This window comes from Ideonella sp. (genome assembly GCF_036277275.1).
Classification (GTDB): Bacteria; Pseudomonadota; Gammaproteobacteria; order Burkholderiales; family Burkholderiaceae_C; genus Ideonella.
On record NZ_DASUNH010000165.1, the window covers coordinates 1 to 24381 of the forward strand.

A 24381-nucleotide genomic window follows, 5' to 3' on the forward strand; every position below is an offset into this window, starting at 1 on the left:
CGGCTTCACCGTTCGGGCCGGTCGGGCCCTTGCCGGCGGCGATGTCGATGATCACCGAACCCGGCTTCATCGACTTGACCATCTCTTCGGTCACCAGCACCGGCGCCGCACGGCCCGGGATCAGCGCAGTCGAGATCACCACGTCGGCCATCGCAACGCGCTTGGCCACCTCGACCTTCTGCCGCTCGAGCCAGCTGGGCGGCATCGGCCGCGCATAGCCGCCCACACCTTCCGCGGCTTCCCTTTCTTCGGCCGTCTCATACGGCACGTCGATGAACTTGCCGCCCAGCGACTCGACCTGCTCCTTCACCGAGGGCCGCACGTCGGACGCTTCGATCACCGCGCCCAGGCGCTTGGCGGTGGCAATGGCCTGCAGGCCGGCGACGCCGACACCGAGGATCACGACGCGTGCGGCCTTGACCGTACCCGCCGCCGTCATCAGCATCGGGAAGAACTTCTGGTACTTGTCGGCGGCCATGATCACCGCCTTGTAGCCGGCGATGTTGGCCTGGCTGCTCAGCACGTCCATGCTTTGCGCGCGGGTCGTGCGTGGCGCCGCTTCGAGCGCGAAGCTGGTCAGGCCAGCCGCGGCCATCTGAGCAAGGCCGTCCTTGTCGAACGGGTTCAGCATGCCGACCAGCGCGGTGCCCGGCTTCATCAGCGCCAGCTCGTCGGCCGACGGACGCTGCACCTTCAGCACCAGTTCGGCCGCGAAAGCCGCAGCGCGGTCGACGATCTGCGCGCCCACGGCTTCGTAGGCTGCATCGGTGGCGCTGGCGGCGACACCGGCACCCGACTGGACCCTCACGGCATGGCCCTGGGCCACGTACTTCTTCGCCGTCTCGGGGGTGACGGCAACGCGGGACTCGCCCGCCGCCGTCTCGAGCGGAACGCCGATCAGCATGGAACTCTCCTCTTGACCCGGGAAGCGGCCCGTCATGGCAGGCCACGTGACTGTCCGGCGGCGAGCTTACCAGCCGAAACCGACATGATGGCTTGGGGACAGGCTCTAAGATCGTCGCATGGGAGACAACCACGTCCGCTGGAAACCCAGCGTCACCGTCGCCGCCGTCGTCTCGCAGGGCGGCCGCTACCTGCTGGTCGAAGAGATGACCGCCGAGGGCCTGAAGCTGAACAACCCGGCCGGCCACCTGGACCCGGGCGAGTCGCTGCTCGATGCGGTCGTGCGTGAGGTGCTGGAAGAAACGGCCCGCCCGTTCCACCCCGAAGCGCTGGTCGGCGCCTACCTCGCACGCTTTCGCCACGCGCGCAGCGGCGAGGACATCAGCTACCTGCGCTTCGCGATCTGCGGCGAAGTCGGCGAGGCGATTGCGGGCCGGGCCCTTGACGCACCGGTGCAACGCACGCTGTGGATGACACCGGCCGAGTTGCGCGCCTGCCCTGAACGCCACCGCAGCCCCCTGGTGATGCAATGCATCGCGCACCACCTGGCCGGCGTGCGGGCGCCGCTGTCGCTGCTGCACGCCGACCCCAGCCTGTACGGCCACACCGCCACCTGACTGCCCCGACAAGCGCCCCGGGCCGCATGAGGCCAAGGCCTTCGGCGGACAATCCGGTGGTTGTCCAGCTCGGGTGTGAAGGTGAATCAGCAAAAGCAGCGCGTGGTCGTGGGCCTGTCCGGCGGGGTCGACTCGGCCGTCAGCGCCTGGCTGTTGAAGCAGCAAGGCCACGACGTCGTCGGCATCTTCATGAAGAACTGGGAAGACGACGACAACGACGAGTACTGCTCGTCGCGGCAGGACTTTCTCGACGCCGCCTCGGTGGCCGACGTGATCGGCATCGAGATCGAGCACGTCAACTTCGCGGCCGAATACAAGGACCGCGTGTTCGCCGAGTTCCTGCGCGAATACCAGGCCGGCCGCACGCCGAACCCCGACGTGCTGTGCAACGCCGAGATCAAGTTCAAGGCCTTCCTCGACCACGCGATGCGGCTCGGCGCCGAGAAGATTGCCACTGGGCACTACGCCCGCGTGCGCGAACACGGGAACGCGGTGCAGTTGCTGAAGGGCCTCGACCCGCTGAAGGACCAGAGCTACTTCCTGCACCGGCTCACACAAGCGCAGCTGGCCAAGACGCTGTTCCCCGTCGGCGAATTGCCGAAGACCGAGGTGCGACGCTTGGCGGCCGAGATCGGCCTGCCGAACGCGAAGAAGAAAGATTCGACCGGCATCTGCTTCATCGGCGAGCGGCCGTTCCGTGAGTTCCTGAACCGCTACCTCAGCCACGCGCCCGGCCCGATCAAGGACGACCGCGGCCGCAAGCTCGGCGAGCACGTGGGCCTGAGCTTCTACACGCTAGGTCAGCGCCAGGGCCTGGGCATCGGTGGCGTGAAAGACAAGAAGGCCGCCCGGGGTGGCGGCGAGCACGCGCCCTGGTATGTGGCACGCAAGGACCTCGACACCAACACGCTGGTCGTCGTACAAGGCCACGAGCATCCGTGGCTGCAGTACCGATCGTTGCAGGCCGACGACCTGAGCTGGATCGCCGGCACGGCCCCGGCGCCCGGCGCCTTGGCCGCCAAGACGCGATACCGCCAGGCCGACGCGCCATGCACGCTGGCCGGCGCCTCGGCCATCGGTATGCGGCTCGATTTCGCGCCAGAGGCGTTGCAGTGGGCCGTGACGCCGGGCCAGTCTGCCGTGCTGTACGACGGTGATGTGTGCCTGGGTGGCGGCGTGATCAACGAAGCAACCATGGCAACGGCCTGAGGACCGGTCGCGCTTGCCGAGGCGACGGGTCTCAGGCCTGGCGCAGCCCCGACGAGGGCGTGGGGGCTCTCTTTATAGGCCGGCGAACGCCAACAGCTCGGCGGCCGTGACGGCGCCGGCGTGCTGGCCCACCTGGCCGGTCTTGCCGTTGCGGTAGACGATCAGCGGCACGCTGTCCGAATTGAGCTGCTTGAACATCGAGGTGTTGGCCTTGACCTTCGCAATCACGGCATCGTCGAGCGAGGTCGATGCCGTGATGCCGTTGCCGCGGTGGGCCACGCTGGCCTCGTTCTCGTCCATCGCCGCGATCGGGTCGGCGGCGCCCAGGATCGTCGCCCCCTGTGGCAGCGACTGCGGGCGCAAGAAGGCCACCGGGATCCAGACGACCTTCAGCTGGCCGGTCACCGTCTTCGCCGCCTGCCACAGGTGGGCACAGTGCGGGCAGGTGGTGTCGAAGAACACGTAGACCGTGTGCGCCGACATGATCGGGCCAGTGCTGAAGCCGTTGCCGGTGGCGGCGAGCACGTAGGCGTCTTGCGCGGTGCTGATTGCCGTAGCAGCCGGGCTCTCGGTGCCACCGGCCCCGGCGGGCGTGGGGGCGGGCGCGCCGGCTGAAGCGGGAGAAGAGGTCGTCGATGAGGCTGTCGTGTCGGCCTGCTTCTGACAGGCACTCAACCCGATCAGCGAAGCCAACGCGGTCAAGGCAAAAAGGCGTCGTTGCATGGCAGGTGGACTGGTTGGGGTGAAGGGTGTCGGCATCCCGGCGTGCGCCCCTGTCGGGCGCTGGCCTCTGATGCGACAGACGCCCGCCGAGCCGGATTGGTTCCGTCGCCTCAAGGGCTGAACACCGGCACGGCGTTCGGCGCTGGTGGCGCCGAGGCCGAAGCAGCCGGCACCGAGGCCTCCGCCTCGAAGCCGATGCGTTCGACGGCACCGCCTTCGGCCCATTCGCTGTAGACCCACTCGCCATCGCGCTGTGTCACGCCTTCGGGCGCCGGATCGGCCACCACCGGCACGCGGGCCAGCGCGACGCGCATGTAGTCCAGCCAGATCGGCAGCGCCAGGCCGCCGCCGGACTCGCGGCTGCCCAGGCTCCTGGGGTCGTCGTAGCCGACCCAGGCCACCCCGACCAGGCCCGGCTGGAAGCCTGCGAACCAGGCATCGACCGCATCGTTGGTGGTGCCGGTCTTGCCGTACAGATCGTCTCGCGGCAACGCCGCGTGGACGCGCGCCGCAGTGCCGCTGGTGACCACATCGTGCAGCAGCCGGCGGGTGATGAAGCTGTTGCGTGCCGGCAGTACCCGGCTGTTTTCTTCCAGTGTCGGCGCAGCCGGGGCCTCGTAGACCAGCTTGCCGTCGGCATCGGTGATGCGCTCGATGACCTGCGGCATGACGTGCCAGCCGCCGTTGGCCAGCATCGCGTAGGCACCGGCCAGTTGCAGCGGCGTGGTGCTGCCGGCGCCCAGTGCCAGCGTCAGGTTGTCGGGTTGCTTGTCGGGGTCGATCCCGAAGTTCGCGGCCCAGGCGCGCGTCGTGTCGATGCCGATGTGCTGCAACAAGCGGATGCTGACCGAATTCTTCGAGCGTGCCAACGCCTGGCGCAGCGTCAGCGGGCCGTCGAACTGGCCGTCGGAGTTCTGCGGCCGCCAACCGGTCGGCCCGGTCGCATCGGGCAGCGCCAGCTCGGTGTCATTGATCAGCGTAGACGGCATCACGCCGTGCTCGAGCGCCGCCGAGTAGAGGAAGGGCTTGAAGCTGGAGCCCGGTTGGCGCCACGCCTGCGTCGCGTGGTTGAACGGCTGACGCGCGAAATCGAACCCGCCGACCAGCGCGCGCACGCGGCCGCTGACAGGCTCCATCGCGACGAAGGCCGCCTCGGCCGCCGGCCACTGCGCGATCGCCCAGCCGACCTTGTCGAGTTTTTGCAGCCGCACGATCGCGCCACGCTTGATCGCGAGTGACGCCTTGGCCTTGGGCGACAGCGCCGGCAGCGCCCAGCGCAGGCCCGTGCCGCTGAGCTTGACCTGCTCGCCGCTGGCCAGCTGCAGCTTCAGCTCCTTCGGCGCCGCATGGAGCACGATCGCGACGCGCAGCTCTTCGTCGTCGCGATGGTCCTTCAGCGCCTGCGCGGCGGCACGCTCCAACTCACCGGCGTCGCTGTCCTCGTCGGGCAGATCCTCATGGTCTTCCGGCCCACGCCAGGGCTGGCGGCGCTCGTGTTCGATCAGGCTGCGCCGAACACCGGCCCACGCGGCCTGCTGCTCGGCAGCGACCAGCGAGGTCACGACCTTGTAGCCGCGGGTGTAGGCCTGCTCGCCGAAACGCTCGACGACCGCACGGCGCGCCATCTCGGCCACATGCTCGGCGTGGACCTCGACGGCGAGCTGCGAATGAATGCTCAGCTTTTGCTCACGCGCGGCGTCGTGTTCGGCGGCGCTGAGCAGCCCCTGATCGCGCAGCACCGCCAAGACGACACGCTGACGCTCTTGCGCCCGGGGCAGGTTGACGATGGGGTTGGCGAAGTTCGGGTTCTTGGGCAACCCCACCAGCACGGCAGTCTCAGCCTGCGTGAGCTGATCCAGCGGCTTGCCGAAATAAGTGCGCGCCGCCGCACCGAAGCCATAGGCGCGTTGGCCAAGGTAGATCTGGTTCAGGTACAGCTCGAGGATCTCGTCCTTGCTGAGCGCCTGCTCGATCTTCAATGCCAGCAGTGCCTCCTTGAACTTGCGCTCCAGGGTGCGGCGCTGCGACAGAAAGAAATTGCGCGCCACCTGCTGCGTGATGGTCGATGCGCCTTGCCACCGACCACCACCGAGCTTGACGACCACGGCGCGGGCGACGCCGATGAGATCGATGCCGAAGTGCCGGCGAAACCGCTTGTCCTCGACCGCGACCACCGCATCCTGAAAACTCTTCGGGATCTGCGCCAGCGGCAAGTAAATGCGCCGCTCCGCGCCGAACTGCGCGATCTCGACGCCGTCGCGCGTCAACACCGTCAGCGGCTGGCGCGGCTGGTAATCGGTGACGCGGTCGAGTGATGGCAGGTTGGGCAATGTCAGTGCAACGGCGATGCCGAGCACGAGCAGGCCCGAGGCGAAGGTGATGCCACTGACCAGCGCCCACGCGCGCCAATCGCGCCCGCCACGCCAGTCGGCCCAGGTGGGCCAGCGCAGGGCGCCGCGTTGCACACGTCGAGAAGCCGGCACTTGCTGCCGGCGCGAGATCGGATCGGGCATGGTGTGGGGCGATTATCGACAAGTCACTGACGGTCGCTGCCGACACATCGCCGGTCAGCCGTGGTCGTGTGAAAGCGAGCAAGGGTCGACCGCTCACGCAGCGGTCGGAGCCCTTGTCGACTCTGCCGGCTACACCAGTGCGGTTGGCATGGCGATCAGGGCGCGCGCCGTCAACCAATCCCCCCGATCGTGCAGCGGCTCGCCGCTCGCAGCTCCGGCGCGGAACGCGGCCATGGCATCGACCAGTTGTGCCGCCGCCAGGCAACCACGCCGATTTGCTGTCGCGAAATCAGGGTCGCCAATGCTGCGCTCGGGTTGCCACGGCGCCTTGTGACGGGTCGTCACGATCAACCAGCCCGGCCGGCCCTGCGGGGGGAGATCAACCGTTTGTTCAGGCTCACGCGACGAGCTACCGTCAAGAGCCTACCGTGTCGCCGTTGTCGTCTGCGGCGCCCGCCAGCAAAGCCACATCCCGCACGTTTTTCTGCACCGCCACCGCCGCGAACAGGCTCATCAAGAAGCCCATCGCATAGAAGCCTTTTTCGCTGGCGCTGAGGGTCGCGTTCCACAGGCCGATGCCCAGCAATGCGACCGACAGGCCCAGCGAGAACCAGCACAGGCCGAAATAGATACCGGTGACGGGGATGCCTTCGAGTCGGTCGCGCACCGACTTCTGCAGCGACACGGCCGAGAACAGGCCATACATCAGCAGCGTGAAGTAGTAGCCCTTCTCGTTGAGCGCCATCGCGGCGTTCCACAAGCCGAAGAGGTAGGTCGCCGCGCCGACGAACAGCGCGGCCCATGAGGCGCCGATGAAAGCACCGGTCGGGCGCTGAAGGGTCTTGGGCTGACGGGCGGGCATGGTGTGTTCTCCTCCTTGGTGGCTCGGCAGTGTAGGCGGGGCCATGTGGCCTCGCGCTGCGGGCGCGCCCTAGGCGAATGCGTTGCCGAGCGCCTTGTCGTGCATCAATGCGCGCGACGCGCCGACACCTCACGCGGCCGGCGGCAGCGTGTCGACGAAGCTCGGCCGCGCGGCCAGCTTGTCATGGAGCTTGTGCAGGTTGGGGTGTTCGCTGCGCCAGTCGATGGCCGGGTAGCGGAAGTCGAGGTAGCCGAGCGCACAGCCGACGGCGATGTCGGCCAGCGTGAAATGGATGCCGGTGCAGTGCGGCTTGTCGCCCAGGCCACGGCTCATGGCCTTCAGCGCGGCGTCGACGCGGGTCATCTGACGGTCGGCCCACGCCTGGCAGCGTTGGGCCTCGGTGCGGCCGGGCCAGTGCATCTCGAGCCGGGCCAGGACGCTGGCGTCGAGCAGGCCGTCGGCCAACGCTTCCCAGGTGCGAACTTCGACCCGCTCGCGGCCGCTGGCGGGAATCAGCTTGCCCACAGGCGACAGCGTGTCGACGTATTCGACGATGACGCGTGAGTCGAAAACGGCCTCGCCGCCTTCCATCACCAGGCAGGGCACCTTGCCGAGGGGGTTGGCCGCCAGGATGGCCTCGCTGTCCCAGACGTCTTCCAGCGCGAACTGGTAGTCGAGCTTCTTTTCGGCCAGCACGATTCGGACCTTGCGCACATAGGGGCTGGTGTAGGAGCCGATCAGTTTCATGAGCTGTGTGGTCTTCCCTTGATGAACGATTCTATCGAAGCACCCCCTGCGCCATGGGGCTTCGCCAGGCGGGGTGCCCCCCTAAAATGACGGACTGCCTCGACTGCGGCGAGACCTCGTCTGTGCCGCACCACAACGATCGAACGACCTGCTGGAGCTAAGGCCATGCCGAATCCTCTCTCGACCCTGATGGCCCTGTCTCCGCTCGATGGGCGCTACGCGCCGAAGGTGGCGCCGCTGCGTCCGTTGCTGTCCGAATTTGGGCTGATGCACCGCCGCGTGCAGGTGGAAGTGGAGTGGTTCATCGCCTTGTCCGATGCCGGTCTGGAAGGTTTCGCGCCTTTTTCCGAAGCCGCTCGCGGCTTGCTGCGCGGTCTGGTGGTGCGTTTTTCGGAGGTCGACGCGTCGGCGATCAAGGACATCGAGAAGACCACCAACCACGATGTGAAGGCGGTCGAATACTGGCTGAAATCGCGGCTGGAAAACCAGGCCGAATTGAAGGCCGCGTCCGAATTCGTGCATTTCGCCTGCACCAGCGAAGACATCAACAACACCAGCCACGCGCTGATGCTGAAGGCCGCGCGCACCGACGTGGTGCTGCCGGCCATCGACAAGATCGTCACCAAGCTGACCGAGATGGCGAGGGCCTTTGCCACCGTGCCGATGCTGTCGCGCACGCATGGCCAGACGGCCAGCCCGACGACGGTCGGCAAGGAAATCGCCAACGTCGTGGCGCGCCTGCACACCGCGCGTGCCCGCATCGCGGACGTCAAGCTGCTGGCCAAGATGAACGGCGCGGTGGGCAACTACAACGCCCATCTGGTCGCCTACCCAACGAAGGACTGGGAGGCTTTCTCGCGCCAGGTCGTCGAGCAGCGTCTGGGCCTGGTCTTCAACCCCTACACGATCCAGATCGAGCCGCACGACTACATGGCCGAGCTGTTCGATGCGGTCACGCGCACCAACACGATCCTGATCGACTGGTCGCGCGATGTCTGGGGCTACATCTCGCTCGGGTTCTTCAAGCAGCGCCTGAAGGAAGGCGAGGTCGGTTCGTCGGCGATGCCGCACAAGGTCAACCCGATCGATTTCGAGAATGCCGAGGGCAACTTCGGTCTGGCCAATGCGCTGCTGACCCATCTGTCGCAAAAGCTGCCGATCAGCCGTTGGCAGCGTGACCTGACCGACTCCACCGTGCTGCGCAACATGGGCGTCGCGCTGGGCTACGCGGTGCTGGGCTACGACTCGTTGGCGCGCGGGCTGGACAAGCTCGAGCTGAACACCGAGGCGCTGGCGGCCGACCTGGACGGCGCGTGGGAAGTGCTGGCCGAGGCGATCCAGACGGTGATGCGCCGCCACGGCGTGCCGCAGCCCTACGAGCAGTTGAAAGCCTTCACGCGTGGCAAGCCGATGACACGCGAGCTGATGCAAGGCTTCATCAACGACCCGGCGCTGAAGCTGCCGGCTGACGAGAAAGCGCGCCTGCTGGCGATGACCCCGGCCGACTACACCGGCCTGGCCGCCACGCTCGCGCAGCGCATCGGCTGACCGATCGACACGCCTCCAAAGGCGGTGATCTTTCGCAGCCCCCGTCGTGAATTGCGCAAAACACTGAGGGCGGCTGGTCGAGACCTCCCTACACTCGGGCGCACCAAAAAATGTGCGCACCGAGGGAGGTCTCCATGCACCACGACACCACCGAACACGGCGGCGACGCAGACGCGTCCGCAACGATGTTCGCCGCGACGCAACCCAGCACGCTGGACGAGTCGCCCACCAGCCCGCAACGATTGAGCGTTGAGTTCACCGGCTCGGGCAGCGAGTACTTCCGCATCTGGCTGGTCAACCTGCTGCTGAGCATCGTCACGCTCAGCCTGTACCGCCCGTTCGCCAAGGCCCGCCGGCTGGCCTACTTCCACGGCAACACCCTCGTCGGCGGCCAGCCGCTGGGCTTTCACGGCAACCCGTGGAAGATGCTGCGCGGCTACCTGCTGATGCTGGCGTTCGGCGCCGTCTACTTCACCTCGGGGCGCTTTTCCCCGATGGCCGCCGGCGCGGCGATCGTGTGTGGCGCGCTGCTGTGGCCGGCACTGTGGCGGGCCTCGTTGCAGTTCCGCCTGGCCAACACCAGCTGGCGTGGCGTGCGTTTCAGTTTCGGCGGCAGCCTCGGTGACGCCTATGTCGCGATGCTGCCGGCTTTCCTGCCGTGGCTCGGTTTCCTCGCCTTTGGCCTGTTGATGCCCCGGCCGGACGCCGACGGTGCGGCACCGGTCGCGCCGCCACCAGGGCTGATGGCATTGCTGGGCGCCTCGTTCGTGGCCGCGGCGGTGCTGTTTCCCTTGTCGCTGGCGTGGGTCAAACGCTACCAGCATGGCCACTACCACTACGCCGGCGAGCAAACCAGGCTGGACGTCGGCACCGGCCGTTTCTACATCTTCGCGCTGAAGATCCTGGGCGTTTCGTTGCTGGCGTTGGCCGTGGCGGGCGCCGTCTTTGCCACCTTGATGACCGTGACCCTTGCGAGCCACACGCGCGGCAGCGCGATGCCGCCTTGGTTCATGCCGGTCATGATCTTGGGCTCGCTCAGCATGTACGCGATCTACTTCGCGCTCGTGATGCCGTTTGCACAGTCCCGCCTGCAGAACCTGGTCTGGGGCCACACCCGGTCGCAAGCCCTGCGGTGCCACAGCCAGTTGAAGCTCTGGCCGATGGGCACGCTGACGCTGAAGAACCTGCTGCTGGTCATCGTCACGCTGGGCCTGTACTGGCCGTTCGCGGCGGTGGCCATGGCACGCCTGCGCCTGTCGGCGATCAGCGTCGAACTCGACGGCGACCTGTCTCAATGGCGGGCCAGCGCCGCGGGGGGCCAGAATGACGCCACCGGCGATGCTGCCGGTGACTTCTTCGGCATCGACATGGGCCTGTGAGCACCAACGACTTCCCCACTTCGCACCCGACGCTGGCCACCGAGTATTTCGATGGCCAGCGCCCAGTCGCCCAGGCGGTCACGCTGCGCATTGACGGCGGAGACCTGTTGATCGAAGGCGCTGGCGTCAGCCGTCGCGTGCCACGCCGCCAGTTGCGCTGGCCCGAGCGTCAGCGCCATGGCGCCCGGCTGATGTACCTGCCGCAACACGGCCTGATCAGCCATGCCGATGGCGCCGGCTGGGACGCCTGGGCCCGCAGCCAGGGCCTGCGCGACCCCTGGGTCGTGCGCTGGATGCAAAGCTGGCGCGGCGTGCTGTGGGCGCTGCTGGCCTGTGTGATGCTGGCGGGGGCGATCTGGCAATGGGGCGTGCCCTGGGCCGGCCACGCCGTGGTGGCGGCGATCCCGGCCTCTGTCGACCAGACGGTTGGCGAGCAAGCGCTCGCTTCATTTGATCGTGAGGGTTTGAGCCCGAGCCGGCTCGGCGCCGAGCAACAGGCGGCGATCCGGCGGGCGTTCGCCGCCGCGGTCGAGCGGGCCTACCCGGCGGCCGAGCGGCCCGCGTACACGCTGCACTTTCGCAGCAGTGGGCGCATGAAGATCGGCCCGAACGCGTTCGCGCTGCCGGGCGGGCTGATGGTGCTGACTGACGAGCTGGCCGAGCTGCTGGTCGCCACGCCCGATGTGATCACCGGCGTGCTGGCCCACGAACTGGGCCACGTGCGACACCGCCACGGCATGCGCACCGTGGTCCAGGCCGGCTTGCTGGCCGGCTTGGCCGGCCTCGTCGTCGGCGACTTTTCCAGTGTGCTCGCCGCCGTGCCGGCCGTGCTGGGTCAACAGGCCTATGCACGCGATTTCGAGCGCCAGGCCGACCAGGAAGCGATCGCCGTGCTGCGGGCCAACGGCGTGCGGCCGAGCCAGATGGTGGTGCTGTTCGAACGCCTGGCCGATTGGCGCCGGCGCCAGGGTGAGACGCAGCTGACCGAGTTGCCGATCGCGGTGGCCGACCATCCGGCCGACGCCGAGCGCACGCGCGTCTTCCGCGACGCCGACGCGGTGCGCTGACGGCCGGCCGCCGCGGCGGCCGGGCCGCTCAGCGAGCGGCCACCACCACCGGCGAAGGCCGGACGGCGCCGAGGCTGCCCTGAGCCGGGGCCTCGGCCTCGGGCGACATCACCGACATGCAGACGCTGATCAGCATGACCGAGGCGATCACCGAGCCGCCCAACATCAGCAGCGGCGACCAGGTCAGCCACAGCACCAAGCGGCGGGGCATGTCTTGCAAGAGGTTTCGCATCTGGGTTCCGGGGGACAGGTGGCGGATGGGCGGCCCGTCCGTTCAGGACGGCCATAACCACACATACGCAAACCAGCCGCCAAACCGGACACTGGACGGCAGCTGTTACACAAATGCGTCAATCGGCGTGACTTGGCGCACAAGATTGCACCGGGCCGGTGCGCCAGTGGGGGTTCCGCGCGAGGCCCGCTCAACGCGCGAACGCGCGGGCCGCCGCCAGATCGCGCTGCTGCCAGGCCGGCACGGCCTGCAGCCGCCGGTGCACTGCTCCTGTCGGCAACGCCACGCCCCGACAGCGGGCGTCGATGCGGCTGGCCAGCCAGGTTTCGGGCGCCGTCGGCACCGCGGCCACCAGGTCGAGCGCTGCACCGGCCGCCACTCGGCAGGCCTGGTCGCGGTCGCCGGTCGTGGCCAACAAGGCCTCGGCCCAGACTGCCCGCAGTTGGCCCTGCTCGATGGGCCCGACGCGCGCCAGCACCTCGTCGTCGACCGCTGCGAGCCCGGCCTGAGCGGTGCGCGCCGCCAGCGCCGGTTGGCCGGCCCACAGTGCAGCACGGGCCCGCCACAAGGCCAGCTCGGCCTCGACACGCGCCCGCAACACCCGATGCGCATCAGCGACCTGCTGCTGCGCTTGCACCTGCCAGGCCGCCAGCTTCGTGTCGGCCTCGCTGCGAGCCTGAGGCTGCGTGGCCAGCGTCATCACCGCAGCGATGGCCTCGGCACGCGCCAGGGCCAGCTGCACGCGCGGCACGTGTGCCACCGCCGCGGGCACGGTGCGGGCCCGCTGCAGCGCGGCCTGCGCAGCCGCCGAATCGCCGGCTTCGGCGCGCAGCGCCGCCAGTCCGGCCCACCAGATCGCGCTGGTGTCGGTGCCGGTGGCCACCGCCTGCCTGGCGCGGCGCGCCAGGCCAGCCAGTGCTTGCTCGAAATCCCGCTGCGCCTCGTCCCACTGGCCCAGCACCGCATGGGCCTCGGCCAGCTCGCGCTCAATCGACGGCAACGTGTAGGCCTCGTCCCGGCCACTGGTGGCGACCAACGTGTCACGCAGCGGCGACAGCAGCGCCAGGGCCTGCTGCGGTCGGCCGGCGTCGCGCTGCGCGCGGGCCAGCCGCAGCCCCGTCTGCAGGCTGTCGACATGGGCCGGGCCGAGCCCGTCGCGGCTGCGCGCGTGGGCCTCCTGGTACAAGGCCCGCGCAGCGGGCAGCTCGCCCAGGCGTGACAGCACGTCGGCCAGCTCGGCTTGCGGCTTGGTCAACGCAAACGCCGGCGTGGCCGGATCGGCGCGCAACACCGCCAGCGCCCGTTCGTACAGGCCGCGGGCATCGGCCAGGCGGTTCTGGCTCATCCAGCGCACACGCGCCAGACCGATCAGCGCGCGGCTGAAGTACGGCGCCTGTGCGGGCTGGCCCTGCAGCAACGCGATGGCTTGGCCAAAGGCCTGCTCGGCCTCAGCCGGGTCGTGGTCCTCGCTCAGGTTGCCGCGCGCCAACCAGTAGCGCGCCAAGGCGCCCAGCGCGGTGCGCGGCACCTGCGCCAACAGCGTCGCGGCCCGGTCGAGCAGCCGTCTCGCCTCGGCCTGGTCACTGCTGGCGGCAGCCAGGCTCTGCCGCACCAGCGCATCGAAGTGCTCCGGCGAACGCGCGCCGAAGGCACGCGCGGTGAAACCGGCCAGCTCGGTCGTCACCTCGCGCTGGCGCGCGTCGTCGTCGACGTCGCCATACAGGTCGGCCAGCGTCGCCAGCACGTCATGCTGCACCTCGGGATCGGCCACCGGGTGATCGCGCAGGCGCTGGGCCGACAGGTCGAGCAGTTCGCGCGCGCTGACCTTCGCCCCGCGTGCCGGGTTGGCATCGAGCCACGACACCGGCTTGTACAGCGCCAACAGGAAGTCTCGCGTCGCCGCCGCACGGCGCGCCTCGCGTTCGGCCAGCAGCCCCTGGCGCACCGACACCGCGGTGGTGACGATCAGTGTGCCGGCCAGCAGTGCCCCCATCGCGACGGCGGTGTGGTGCCGGCGCACGAAGCTGCGCAGCCGGACCCAGCGTGAGTCGGGCCGCGCCCGCACCGGCAAGCCGTCCAACCAGCGCTGCAGGTCCTCGCGCAGCGCCGCCACGCTGGCGGTGCGCTCCAGGGGCGACTTGCGCAGCGCCGCGAGCACGATCGCGTCCAACTCGCCGCGCAGCGCATGCGCCAGCCGGCGCGGCGTCAAGCCACGGGCCCGCGCTGCCGCGGCCAGCGGCTTCGCGCTGGGCCGGGTGGGCGGGGTCTGGAGCACTGCCGTCTCACGCTGGGCCGGGCTGGCCTGTTTCAGGCGATGCGGGCGTTCACCGCACAGCAGCTCGTACAGCAGCACACCGAGCGCATAGACATCGCTGGCGGTGGTCAGCGGCTCGCCGCGCAGCTGTTCGGGGCTGGCGTAGTCGGGCGTCAGCAAGCGACCGCAGAACTGCGTCAGCTGCGTGTCGGTGGTGCGCCCGAGCTCTTCGTCGAGCAACTTGGCGATGCCGAAATCGAGCAGCTTGACCTGCCCCCGCCGGTCGACCAGGATGTTGCTCGGTTTCAGGTCGCGGTGCAGCACCAGCGCCGCGTGGGCGTGGGCCACCGCGTCCAGCACCTGCAGGAACAGCTTCACCCGCGCCCGCAGGCCGAGCGCGCGGGCATCGCACCAGTCGGTCAGCGGCTGCGCCTGGTCGACCAGCTCCATCGCCAGCCACGGCAGGCCTTGGTCCACGCCGGCGTCGTACAGGCGTGCGACGTGCGGATGTTCGAGCCGCGCGAGGATGTCACGCTCGCGCCCCAGCCGCGCGGCCAGGTCGCCGCGCCAGGGCAGACGCTGCGGCAGCTTCAATGCCACCTGGCGCGCGTACGCGCCGTCCGCCCGCTCTGCCCGCCAGACCACGGCCATGCCGCCGGCACCCAACGGCTCGGCCAGCCGCCACGGCCCGATGCACTGGCCGGCCTGCAGGGCGCGGCCCGCATCGAAGCCGCTGGTCGCGTCGCCATGGTGCCGCCCCAGTGAAGGCAAGTGGGCCAATGGGTCGTGATCGCCGCAGGTCGCATGGGCTTGCAGCAGCCGCGTCAGCTCGGGTGCCAGCGTCGGCTCGCGCTGCATCAGTGCCGCCAACCAGGCGTCTCGCGCGTCGGCCGCCAAGTCCAGGGCCTCGTCCAGCAGCGCGCTGACGCGAGCCCAGCGCTGCGGTGCGGGCACCGCATCGAAGGGCGCGGCCAGTGTGGTCATGCACGCCCCCGTGATTTCAGGCGCGCAAGCGGTCGAGCAGGAAGGCGCGCGCCTTGTCCCACTGGCGGCGCACCGTGCGTTCGGACGCATCGACCAGCTCGCCGATCTGGCGCTGGCTGTAGCCGGCGAAGTACTGCATCTCGACGATGCGCGCGAGCGCCGGATCCAGCTGCTCCAGTTCGGCCAACGCGTCGTGGATGCGCAGCAAGAGCTCGTCGTTGCCGACGTCGCCGCCGGCCAGTGGCTCTTCGGCCGGCGCCAGATCGTCAAGCGCCACGTGAGCCGCACCGCCGCCGCGACGCTGCGCCCAATGCGCCCGCGCCAGGTCGATCACGACGTGGCGCATCACCGTCGCGGCATAGGTGAAGAAGTGCCGCCGATCGGCAAGCGCCAGCCCCGGGGTGCGAACAAAGCGCAGGAAGCTCTCGTGCACCAGCTCGGTGGTCGACATCGAGGCGCCCCCGGTGCCGGCCGCGAACAGCCGCGCATGGGCGATGCGCCGCAGCTCGGGGTACAGGCGCGCGAACACGCGGTCGAACGCGCCCGGTTCGCCCTGGGCGGCGCGTTGGATCCACTCGGTCAGTGGCGGGTCTTCGATCACGGATGAATCGTCCACGGCCCCAGCATAGTCAGGGCCGCCCCAACCCGTCTCCCTAAAATGCGGGACATGCACTTCCCTAAGATGCTGGCCGAGGCCAGTGCGCGCCACCAGTCGCTGCTGTGCGTCGGGCTCGACCCGGACCCGGCGAAATTCCCGGCCCCGTGGCAAGGCGATGCCAGCCGCATCCACGATTTCTGCGCCCGCATCGTCGACGCCACCAAGGACCTGGTGTGTGCCTTCAAGCCGCAGATCGCCTACTTCGCCGCGCACCGCGCCGAAGACCAGCTCGAGCGGCTGATGGCCTACATCCGCCGCGTCGCGCCCGAGGTGCCGGTGATCCTGGACGCCAAGCGCGGCGACATCGGCCCGACCGCCACGCAGTACGCCCGCGAGGCTTTCGAGCGCTACCAGGCCGATGCGGTGACCTTGTCGCCGTTCATGGGCCAGGACTCGATCGAGCCTTACCTGAAGTACGACGGCAAGGGCCTGATCCTGCTGTGCCGCACGTCGAACCCCGGCGGCAGCGACCTGCAGGCGCAGATGCTGGCCAACGGCGATCACCTGTACGAACACGTCGCCAAGCTCGCCGCCGGCGCGTGGAATCGCGACGGCCGGCTCGGCCTGGTCGTCGGTGCGACCTTCCCACGCGAGCTGGCCCGGGTGCGCGAGCTGGCGCCGACCTTGCCGCTGCTGATCCCTGGTGTCGGCGCGCAAGGCGGCGATGCGGCCGAAACGGTGAAAGCTGCCTGGCGGCCTGATGCGCCGATCATCGTCAACTCGTCGCGCGCCGTGCTGTACGCCGGAACCGGCGACGATTTCGCCAACCGCGCCCGCGCGGTGGCCGATGCGACCCGGCGCGAGCTGGATGCCGCCCGCGGCTGATCCCCGCACTCCCGAGGGAAGCCCTCTCTCGGGCTTCTCGGGTTTTGGCGCGCACTCGACCGTTCCCCAGTTCCATCCCACGGCGGTTCCAGCGGCGGGCGTTCGTTCCGCCGCGGAATTCGCGTCGACCGCTCGGCAGCGCTTCCTGGTCAGGGCGGGTCTTGCCGCCGCGGCCATCGGCGCGCTGGCCTGGGTGCTGCCCGAAGCCTGGAGCTCCGCCGCGCGCGCCGCGACGCTGGCCGGCACCTCACTGCTCGCGTTATGCGCCGCGGCATGGCCGTTGTGGCGCGCCGTGTCGGCCAGCGGCACCGCTGCGGCCAGCGCCAACAAACACCTCGCCGCCTGGCTGGACGTCACCGCCCACGCCTACATCGAGTTGAACGATCGCGGCCAGGTGCTCGAATCGACCTCGCACGGCGAGCATTCGCTGTTCGGCGCCGAACCGCCGCACGTCGGCCAGGCGCTGTGGGAGCTGGCGCAGGCCCAGCTCGCGCCCGAGATCGCCAAACGGTTGCGCCACGCGGTGCAGGCACGCGAGGCCTGGCCCGAGATCGAGCTCGACTGGGCCGACGGCCGCGGCGGCCTGCGCCCGTTGAGCCTATGCGGCGTGCCGCGTTTCGACGCGCTCGGCCGCTTCATCGGCCATTGGGTGCTGCTGCGCGATCGTCGGGCCGAGGTGCACACCCGCGACGCGCTGAAGGCCACCGAGACACGCTTTCACGACCTGTTCCGCCGCATTCCGCAGCCGCTGGTGCTGCACCGCGAAGGCATCGTGCTGGACGCGAACCCGGCCGCGGTGGCGCTGTTCGGCCACCAGGATCTGCATTCGATGCTGGGCAGCAACCTGCTGCAGTGCTATGTCGAAGGCGACGACCGCGAACGCGCGCGCGCCCGACTGCGGCAGGTCGAAGGCATGCCGCTCGGACAGACGCTGCCGGCCAGCGAATACCGGCTGCAGCCGGCCCATGGCAAGCCGCTGATCGTGCAGGTCAGCAGCGCACCGGTGGATGTGGAAGACGGCCGCGCGACGCTGTCGATCTACACCGACGAGACCGAGCGCCGCGAAGCCGAGCAGGCCGTCCAACGCTCGGAGGCCTTCCTGTCGCACCTGGTCTCGACCAGCCCCGACCTGATCACGCTGACCGAGTTGGCCACCGGCCGCTACACGATGGTCAACCCGGCCTTCGAGCGCGTGACCGGCTTCTCGGCCGCCGAGGTGTTGGGCCACACCTCGGTCGAGTTCGGTCTCTGGGCCGACCACGACGATCGCCGTCGCCTCGTCGCGGCGCTGAAGGAACACGGTGCGGTGCAGAACTTCGCCGCCGGCATGCGCACCCGCGATGGCCGCTTGTTGACGATGCTGCTGTCGGCCGCCGTGTTCGCGATGGACGGCCGCGACTACCTGGTCATCAATGCGCGCGACATCACCGCCGCCGAGCAGGCCCAGCAAGAGCGCGAGGCCATCCTCGACAACGCCTTGATGGGCATTGCACTGACACGCGACCAGCAGTTCGTGCTCGTCAACCCGCGCTTCGAGCAGATGTTCGGCTGGCCGCCAGGTTTGGTCGTCGGCCAGCACGGCAGCGTGGTCTGGCCGACGCCGAGCGATCACCAGGCGGTGGGCCGCGAGGTCGGGCCGGCCTTGTCGCGCGGCGAACAGATCGAGATCGAGCGGCCGATGATGCGGCGCGACGGCAGCGTCTTTCTCTGCCGGTTGCTGGCCAAGTCGCTGGCCGGCGCCGGCCCGGGCCGCGGCGGCACGATCTGGCTGGCCGAGGACGTGACCGAGAAGCGCCAGGTCGAACAGGCGCTGGCCAAGGCCCGTGACGACGCCGAAGCGGCCAGCCGCGCCAAGAGTGCGTTCCTCGCCAACACCAGCCACGAGATCCGTACGCCGCTGAATGCACTGCTCGGGCTGGCCCGCCTGGCGCGACAGCCGGGTGTGGACGAATCTCGCCGGCGCCAGTACATCGAGCAGATCAGCGATTCGGCCGAGACGCTGTCCGGCATCCTGTCCGACATCCTCGATCTGTCGAAGATCGAGGCCGGCAAGATGCACATCGACCAGATCCCGTTCGACCTGCACGGGCTGCTGCGCACAGTGCACCAGGCCTATGGTTCGCTGGCCGACACGAAGGGCCTGGAGATGTCGGTCGAGCTGGAAGACGACCTGCCGCCGGTCGTGATCGGCGACCCGGTGCGTGTGCGCCAGATCCTCAGCAACTACCTGAACAACGCGCTGAAGTTCACTGAGAGCGGGCGCATCCGGCTGGCGGTGTTGTGGTCACGCGCCCATCGCCTGCGCTTCGAGGTCACGGACACCGGCCCCGGCATAGACGCGGCGCAGCAGGCGGTGCTGTTTCGCCCGTTCTCGCAGGCCGACGTCTCGCGGACGCGGCGCGTCGGCGGCACCGGCCTGGGCCTGTCGATCTGCCGCCAGCTGGCGCAGCAGATGGGCGGCGAGGTCGGCGTCGTCAGCGTGCCTGGCCAGGGCAGCTGCTTCTGGGCCGAGCTGCCGCTGCCCGCCGGCGACAACGAGGCGCTGGACTCCGGCTCCAGCGGCTTCGGCGCCGACCCGATCAGCGGCTCGCGGGTGCTAATGGTCGAGGACAACGCGGTCAACATGATGATCGCGGTCGCCCTGCTGGAGCAGTGGGGCGTCGAAGTCTCGCAGGCCGGCGATGGCCCGGAGGCCATCGAGGCGGTGGACCGCGCGCAGGCCCACGGCCGGCCGTTCGACATGGTGCTGATGGACGTGCAGATGCCCGGCATGAGCGGCCACGAAACGACCCGGCTGCTGCGGCTTCGTCACCCGGCCAACCGCTTGCCGGTGATCGCGCTGACGGCCGCCGCGCTGGTGTCCGAACGCGACCAGGCGCTGGCCGCCGGCATGAACGACTTCCTGACCAAACCGATCGACGCGGCCCGCCTGCGCAACACGCTGGTGCGTGCGCTGCGCATGCGCGACACCGCCTGAGCGTCACCCGAGCCGCACCGCGGCCACAATCCCGCCACCCTGCTGACCGGAAGCCTCGCCCATGACTCAGAACCCGCTCTTTGGCCGCCGCCCGTGGCTGCTGGCCGCCGCCGCACTGTTCACCGCCACGGCCGCGCCGGCCGTGCTGGGCCAGGCCGTGCTGCGCGTCACCGCGATCCCCGACGAGGCGCCGACCGAGCTGACGCGCAAGTTCGCGCCGCTCGGCCGCTACCTGGAGGCTCAACTGGGCATGAAGGTCGAGTGGACGCCTGTGACCGACTACGCGGCGGCGGTCGAGGCGCTGGTCAACCGCAAGGTCGACCTGGCCTGGTTCGGTGGCTTCACCTTCGTGCAGGCCAGCGTGCGCTCGAGCGGCAAGGTGCTCCCGCTGGTGCAGCGCGAAGAAGACGCGAAGTTCCGCTCGGTCTTCATCACCGACGCCGGCAGCGGCATCAAGCAGCTGGCCGACCTGAAGGGCCGTACCGTGAGCTTCGGGTCGGCGTCGAGCACCTCGGGCCACCTGATGCCGCGCCACTATCTGCTCGATGCCGGCCTGAACCCGGAGGCCGATTTCAAGCGCATCGCCTTCTCCGGCGCGCACGACGCGACCATCGCCGCGGTCGCCTCGGGCAAGGTCGATGCCGGGGCCTTGAACGGTTCGGTGTGGGAGAAGTTCGTCGCCGACAAGAAAGTCGATGTGCGCCAGGTCAGGGTCTTCTTCACCACGCCGCCGTACTACGACTACAACTGGAGCGTGCACGCCGAGATGGCGCCGGCGCTGCGCGAAAAGCTGCTGAAGGCCTTCCTGACACTGGACCCGGCCAACCCGGCGCACCAGGAGATCCTGGCGCTGCAACGTGCGACGCGCTTCCTGCCGACCGTGCCGGAGAACTACAACGGCATCCGTGCCGCGGCCGAAAGCGCCGGGCTGCTGAAGTGAGGGCAGCCGTGGGCGTCCGGCCGGCGGGGCTGCGCGATGCGGCCGCGGCTGATCGCGCCAGCGTTGGGCGGGTGGCGGCCCAACGCTCCGCTAAGCTGCGCCCCCATGCGCAAAACCATCTTCCGCACGCTCGCTGGCCTGATCGCCGCGGCCCTGCTGCTCGTTGCGATATTTGTCGTCAACCTGGTCTGGTTCCGGCCCTTCAGCCTGAACCACTTCTACGAGAAGGTCTTCGTTGCCTTCATGCTCGACAACCCCGAGCTGCTGACGATGATGGGCGTGGCCGAGCAGTTCGGCTACCGGCGTCACAACGCACACCTGAACGACGAGTCCGACGCCAAGGCCCAGCGCGACTTCGCGCAGTGGCGCCAGAACCTGGCCGACCTGAAGGCCTATGACCTGGACCGCCAGACCGAAGAGCAGCGCCTGTCGACACGCGTGCTGACCTGGTTCATCGAGAGCCAGCTCGAGGGTGAGCGCTTTCGCCTTCACAACTACCCGGTCAACCAGCTGTTCGGCGTGCAGAGCCAGACACCGGACTTCCTGATCAACCAGCACCGCATCGCCGACCGGCGCGGCGCCGACGACTACCTGGCGCGCCTGGGTGAGATCGGCCGCAAGTTCGACCAGGTGCAAGAAGGCCTGGTGCTGCGCGAACAAAAGGGCATCGTCCCGCCGCGCTTCGTGATCGAGCGCGTGCTGGCCGAGATGCGCGGTTTTGCCGGCAAGCCATCGGCCGAGAACCCGCTGTGCGTCAACTTCAAGACCAAGGTCGAGGCGCTCACCGATGTCGGCGCGGCCGACAAACCGGGCCTGGAAGCCCGCTGCCCCGAGCTGGTCGACCAGGTGGTGCGGCCGGCCTACCAGAAGCTGATCACGTTCTTCGAAGGCCAGCTGACGCGGGCGACCACCGACGACGGCGTCTGGAAGCTGCCCGACGGCGACGCCTACTACGCCTACCGCGTGCGCCGCGAGACGACCAGCACCATGACGCCGCAGCAGGTGCACGAGCTGGGGGGGTCGGAGGTGGCGCGCATCGAAAGCGAGATGAAGGCCATCCTCACCGCGCAGGGCCAGTTGCAGGGCGACGAGACCGCGGCACAGGCGCTGAGCCGGCTGGCGAAGGATCCGAAGTTTCTGTACCCCAATACCGAAGAGGGCCGCAAGGCGGCGCTGGCCACCTACAGCCAGATGATCACCGAGCTGCTGCAGCGCTCACGCGCGGTGATCGGCCTGAGCCCCAAGGCGCCGATCGAGGTGCAACGCGTGCCGGAGTTCAAGGAGAAGACCGCGCCCGGCGCCTACTACCAACCGCCGGCGATGGACGGCTCCCGCCCCGGCGTCTTCTACGCCAACCTGCGTGACATGGGCGCGCTGCCCACGTTCGGCATGCGCACGCTGGCCATCCACGAGGGCGTGCCGGGCCACCATTTCCAGATCGCGCTGTCGCACGAACAGCAGGGCGGCCCGACCTTCCGCAAGGTGCTGCCGTTCACCGCCTACATGGAAGGCTGGGCGCTGTACGCCGAATGGCTGGGCACCGAACTCGGCGTCTACAAGGACGACCCGTTCGGCGACCTCGGCCGGCTGCAGGCCGAGATGTTCCGCGCGGTGCGGCTGGTGGTCGACACCGGCCTCCATGCCCAGCGCTGGACGCGCCAGCAGGCGATCGACTACATGGTTGCCAAGACGGGGATGCCCGAAGGCGAAGTGGTCGCCGAGATCGAGCGCTACATCGTCGACCCGGGCCAGGCCTGTGCCTACAAGGTCGGCATGCTGAGCATCCGCGCGGCGCGCGATCGGGCGCAAATGGCACTCGGCGCGCAGTGGAACGCCGAGGCCGAGAAGGCCTTCCATGACGTGGTGCTGCGCGGCGGTGCGCTGCCGCTGGCGGTGCTCGACGAGCAGGTCGACGCCTGGATCAAGAGCCGCTTGTAGCGCTGCACACGCACGCTCATCGTTGCGCGCGGCCGCGCCTGGACACGCAGCGAGCCCGCTGACCACCCCGGGCCGTGGCCGAACTTCGACCCGAAACCGGCCGCACGGAAACACCCTGCAACGGCGGTGAAGCGGCTGTGGCGCGCTGGCAAACTCCGCCGCTCGACTGTCGGGATGGAGTGGCTGATGGGATTCGTGACCCCGCGGACCTTGCAACGCGACTACGACGTGATCGTGGTCGGCTCCGGCGCCGCCGGTGGGCAGACCGCGTACACGCTGGCGCTCGAAGGCGTGAAGGTGTTGATGCTCGAAGCAGGGCGCAACTACGACCTCGCCGCCGAGACGCCGATGTTCCAGACCTACGCCGATGCGCCGCTGCGCGGTGCCGGCACGCCGGACAAGCCCTTCGGCTTCTACGACGCGACCATCGACGGTGGCTGGGCCGTGCCCGGCGAGCCCTACACCCAGGCCTCGACCGACGAGGCGCAGAAGTTCGAGTGGTGGCGCGCCCGCATGCTGGGTGGCCGCACCAACCACTGGGGCCGCATCGCGCTGCGCAACGGGCCGTACGACTTCAAGCCGTACTCGCGCGACGGCCTCGGCTTCGACTGGCCGATCGGCTATGACGACCTCGCGCCGTACTACGACAAGGTCGAAATGCTGATCGGCGTCTACGGCTCGAACGAAGGGCTGGAGAACACGCCCGACTCGCCCGCAGGCTGCCTGCAGCCGCCACCGGCCGCGCGGGTGGGCGAACGACTGGTCCAGCAACGCGCGGCCAAGCTCGGCATCCCGGTGGTGCCGATCCACCGCGCGGTGCTGACACGCACGCTCGACCACCAGACGCTGCCGGCCAAGCTGCACCCCGGCAACACCAACGCGCAGCGCCTGGTCGCGCAAGCCATGCGCGAGCGTGCCGCTTGCTTCTGGGCCACACCCTGCGGCCGTGGCTGCTCGATCAAGGCGACCTACCAGAGCCCGGCCGTGCACCTGCCGCCGGCGCTGGCCAGCGGCAAGCTGGACATCGTCTGCAACGCGATGGCCTACGAGGTGACGCTGGACAAGAAGACCGGCAAGGCCTCGGGCGTGCGCTTCGTCGACAAGACCACCGGCAAGCACGAAGTGGTCATGGCCCGCGCGGTCGTGCTGGCGGCCAGCGCGTGCGAGTCGGTGCGCATCCTGCTGAACTCGAAGTCGGCTTCTTTCCCGAACGGGCTGGCGAATTCGAGCGGCCTGCTGGGTCGTTATGTGATGGACACGGTTGGCAGCGATCTCGATGGCCAGGTGCCGCTGCTCGAGGGATTGCCCGCCCACAACGAAGACGGCGCCGGCGGCTCACATCTGTACGCACCGTGGTGGCTCTATGGCCGACAGGGCAAGGCGTGGCAAAGCAGCGGCCTGGGTTTCCCGCGCGGTTATCACATCGAGCTGAGCACCGGCCGGCGCATGCCCAGCCTGGGCACCGGCGCGGGGCTCGAATGGCTGACGCAGGGCAGCTACGGCCAGCGCTTCAAGCAGGACGTGCGACGCACCTACGGCTCGTTCGTCTACTTCGCCGGCCGCGGCGAGATGATCCCGAACGAGCAGTCGTACTGCGAGATCGACCCGCAGACGAAAGACAAGTGGGGCATCCCGGTGCTGCGCTTCCACTGGCAATGGTCTGAGCACGAGACGCGCCAGGCCGCGCACATGCAGAAAACTTTTGCCGAGGTGATCGAAGCGATGGGCGGCCGCGTCAACGGAAAGCCTGAACTGGACGGCCGCAAGGCGATCGCCGCCGGCGGCTCGATCATCCACGAGGTCGGCGGCGCGATCATGGGCAGCGACCCGAAGCGGTCGGTCACCAACCGGTGGTGCCAGACCTGGGACGTGAAGAACCTGTTCATCACCGACGGCGCACCGTTCGCGTCGAACGCCGACAAGAACCCGACGCTGACGATCATGGCGCTGGCCTGGCGCGCAGCCGACCACCTGGTCGAGCAGCTGCGCCGCAAGGAGATCTGAC

18 protein-coding genes are annotated in these 24381 nt (G+C 69.2%); 10 read left to right on the forward strand and 8 right to left on the reverse strand.

The window, feature by feature from the left end:
* Positions 1-904, reverse strand: a 904-nt coding sequence (locus VFY73_RS27960; protein WP_329724867.1) for an NAD(P) transhydrogenase subunit alpha, incomplete at its 3' end; no start/stop codon positions are given.
* Between the two features lie 118 nt (positions 905-1022).
* Here VFY73_RS27960 and VFY73_RS27965 point away from each other — a divergent pair.
* Positions 1023-1520, forward strand: coding sequence for an NUDIX hydrolase (locus tag VFY73_RS27965; RefSeq protein ID WP_329724868.1), 498 nt, complete (start codon positions 1023-1025; stop codon positions 1518-1520).
* 81 nt (positions 1521-1601) lie between these two features.
* Complete coding sequence (gene mnmA, locus VFY73_RS27970; protein ID WP_329724869.1) at positions 1602-2729, forward strand: tRNA 2-thiouridine(34) synthase MnmA; 1128 nt, start codon at positions 1602-1604, stop codon at positions 2727-2729.
* Between the two features lie 72 nt (positions 2730-2801).
* Here the strand turns inward: mnmA and VFY73_RS27975 are convergent, their stop codons facing one another.
* From VFY73_RS27975 to VFY73_RS27990, 4 genes are all read right to left on the reverse strand, one after another.
* Positions 2802-3452, reverse strand: a complete 651-nt coding sequence (locus tag VFY73_RS27975; RefSeq protein ID WP_329724870.1) for a thioredoxin fold domain-containing protein — start codon at positions 3450-3452, stop codon at positions 2802-2804.
* A 110-nt stretch (positions 3453-3562) separates the two neighbouring features.
* On the reverse strand, positions 3563-5965 hold the full coding sequence (locus tag VFY73_RS27980; protein WP_329724871.1) for a PBP1A family penicillin-binding protein: 2403 nt from the start codon (positions 5963-5965) through the stop codon (positions 3563-3565).
* Positions 5966-6380: 415 nt separating this feature from the next.
* The gene (yiaA, locus tag VFY73_RS27985) at positions 6381-6827 is read right to left on the reverse strand and encodes an inner membrane protein YiaA (protein WP_329724872.1); all 447 of its coding nucleotides are present in this window, start codon (positions 6825-6827) and stop codon (positions 6381-6383) included.
* Positions 6828-6956: 129 nt separating this feature from the next.
* Entirely contained in the window at positions 6957-7574 is a 618-nt protein-coding gene (locus tag VFY73_RS27990; RefSeq protein ID WP_329724873.1) for a glutathione S-transferase N-terminal domain-containing protein, read from the reverse strand.
* 165 nt (positions 7575-7739) lie between these two features.
* On the opposite strand from VFY73_RS27990, the gene purB reads away from it, so the two are divergent.
* The 3 genes from purB to VFY73_RS28005 all read left to right on the forward strand — a co-directional run bounded on the left by purB (position 7740) and on the right by VFY73_RS28005 (position 11568).
* The gene (purB, locus tag VFY73_RS27995) at positions 7740-9122 is read left to right on the forward strand and encodes an adenylosuccinate lyase (protein WP_329724874.1); all 1383 of its coding nucleotides are present in this window, start codon (positions 7740-7742) and stop codon (positions 9120-9122) included.
* Positions 9123-9256: 134 nt separating this feature from the next.
* Positions 9257-10501 (forward strand): YjgN family protein, encoded by a 1245-nt coding sequence (locus tag VFY73_RS28000; RefSeq protein WP_329724875.1) that lies wholly within the window; start codon positions 9257-9259, stop codon positions 10499-10501.
* A complete protein-coding gene (locus tag VFY73_RS28005) occupies positions 10498-11568 on the forward strand; it encodes a M48 family metallopeptidase (RefSeq protein ID WP_329724876.1) in 1071 nt (356 codons plus the stop codon). Before VFY73_RS28000 ends, VFY73_RS28005 begins: the two co-directional genes overlap by 4 nt.
* Before the next feature lie 28 nt (positions 11569-11596).
* Here the strand turns inward: VFY73_RS28005 and VFY73_RS28010 are convergent, their stop codons facing one another.
* The 3 genes from VFY73_RS28010 to VFY73_RS28020 all read right to left on the reverse strand — a co-directional run bounded on the left by VFY73_RS28010 (position 11597) and on the right by VFY73_RS28020 (position 15654).
* The gene (locus tag VFY73_RS28010) at positions 11597-11779 is read right to left on the reverse strand and encodes a hypothetical protein (RefSeq protein WP_329724877.1); all 183 of its coding nucleotides are present in this window, start codon (positions 11777-11779) and stop codon (positions 11597-11599) included.
* Between the two features lie 211 nt (positions 11780-11990).
* Positions 11991-15038 carry a protein kinase domain-containing protein gene (locus VFY73_RS28015; RefSeq protein ID WP_329724878.1) on the reverse strand — a complete coding sequence of 1016 codons (3048 nt, stop codon included), beginning with the start codon at positions 15036-15038 and terminating at the stop codon, positions 11991-11993.
* A 16-nt stretch (positions 15039-15054) separates the two neighbouring features.
* Positions 15055-15654 carry an ECF-type sigma factor gene (locus VFY73_RS28020; RefSeq protein ID WP_329724879.1) on the reverse strand — a complete coding sequence of 200 codons (600 nt, stop codon included), beginning with the start codon at positions 15652-15654 and terminating at the stop codon, positions 15055-15057.
* A 51-nt stretch (positions 15655-15705) separates the two neighbouring features.
* Here VFY73_RS28020 and pyrF point away from each other — a divergent pair, with 51 nt between their 5' ends.
* The 5 genes from pyrF to VFY73_RS28045 all read left to right on the forward strand — a co-directional run bounded on the left by pyrF (position 15706) and on the right by VFY73_RS28045 (position 24380).
* Positions 15706-16521, forward strand: a complete 816-nt coding sequence (gene pyrF, locus VFY73_RS28025) for an orotidine-5'-phosphate decarboxylase (RefSeq protein ID WP_329724880.1) — start codon at positions 15706-15708, stop codon at positions 16519-16521.
* Between the two features lie 193 nt (positions 16522-16714).
* On the forward strand, positions 16715-19498 hold the full coding sequence (locus tag VFY73_RS28030) for a PAS domain S-box protein (RefSeq protein WP_329724881.1): 2784 nt from the start codon (positions 16715-16717) through the stop codon (positions 19496-19498).
* Positions 19499-19559: 61 nt separating this feature from the next.
* Positions 19560-20438: a putative selenate ABC transporter substrate-binding protein gene (locus VFY73_RS28035; protein ID WP_329724882.1), complete on the forward strand. Its 879-nt coding sequence runs from the start codon at positions 19560-19562 to the stop codon at positions 20436-20438.
* Between the two features lie 105 nt (positions 20439-20543).
* Positions 20544-22376 carry a DUF885 domain-containing protein gene (locus tag VFY73_RS28040; protein ID WP_329724883.1) on the forward strand — a complete coding sequence of 611 codons (1833 nt, stop codon included), beginning with the start codon at positions 20544-20546 and terminating at the stop codon, positions 22374-22376.
* Between the two features lie 186 nt (positions 22377-22562).
* Positions 22563-24380 carry a GMC family oxidoreductase gene (locus VFY73_RS28045; protein ID WP_329724884.1) on the forward strand — a complete coding sequence of 606 codons (1818 nt, stop codon included), beginning with the start codon at positions 22563-22565 and terminating at the stop codon, positions 24378-24380.
* The last annotated feature ends 1 nt before the right edge of the window (position 24381 follow it).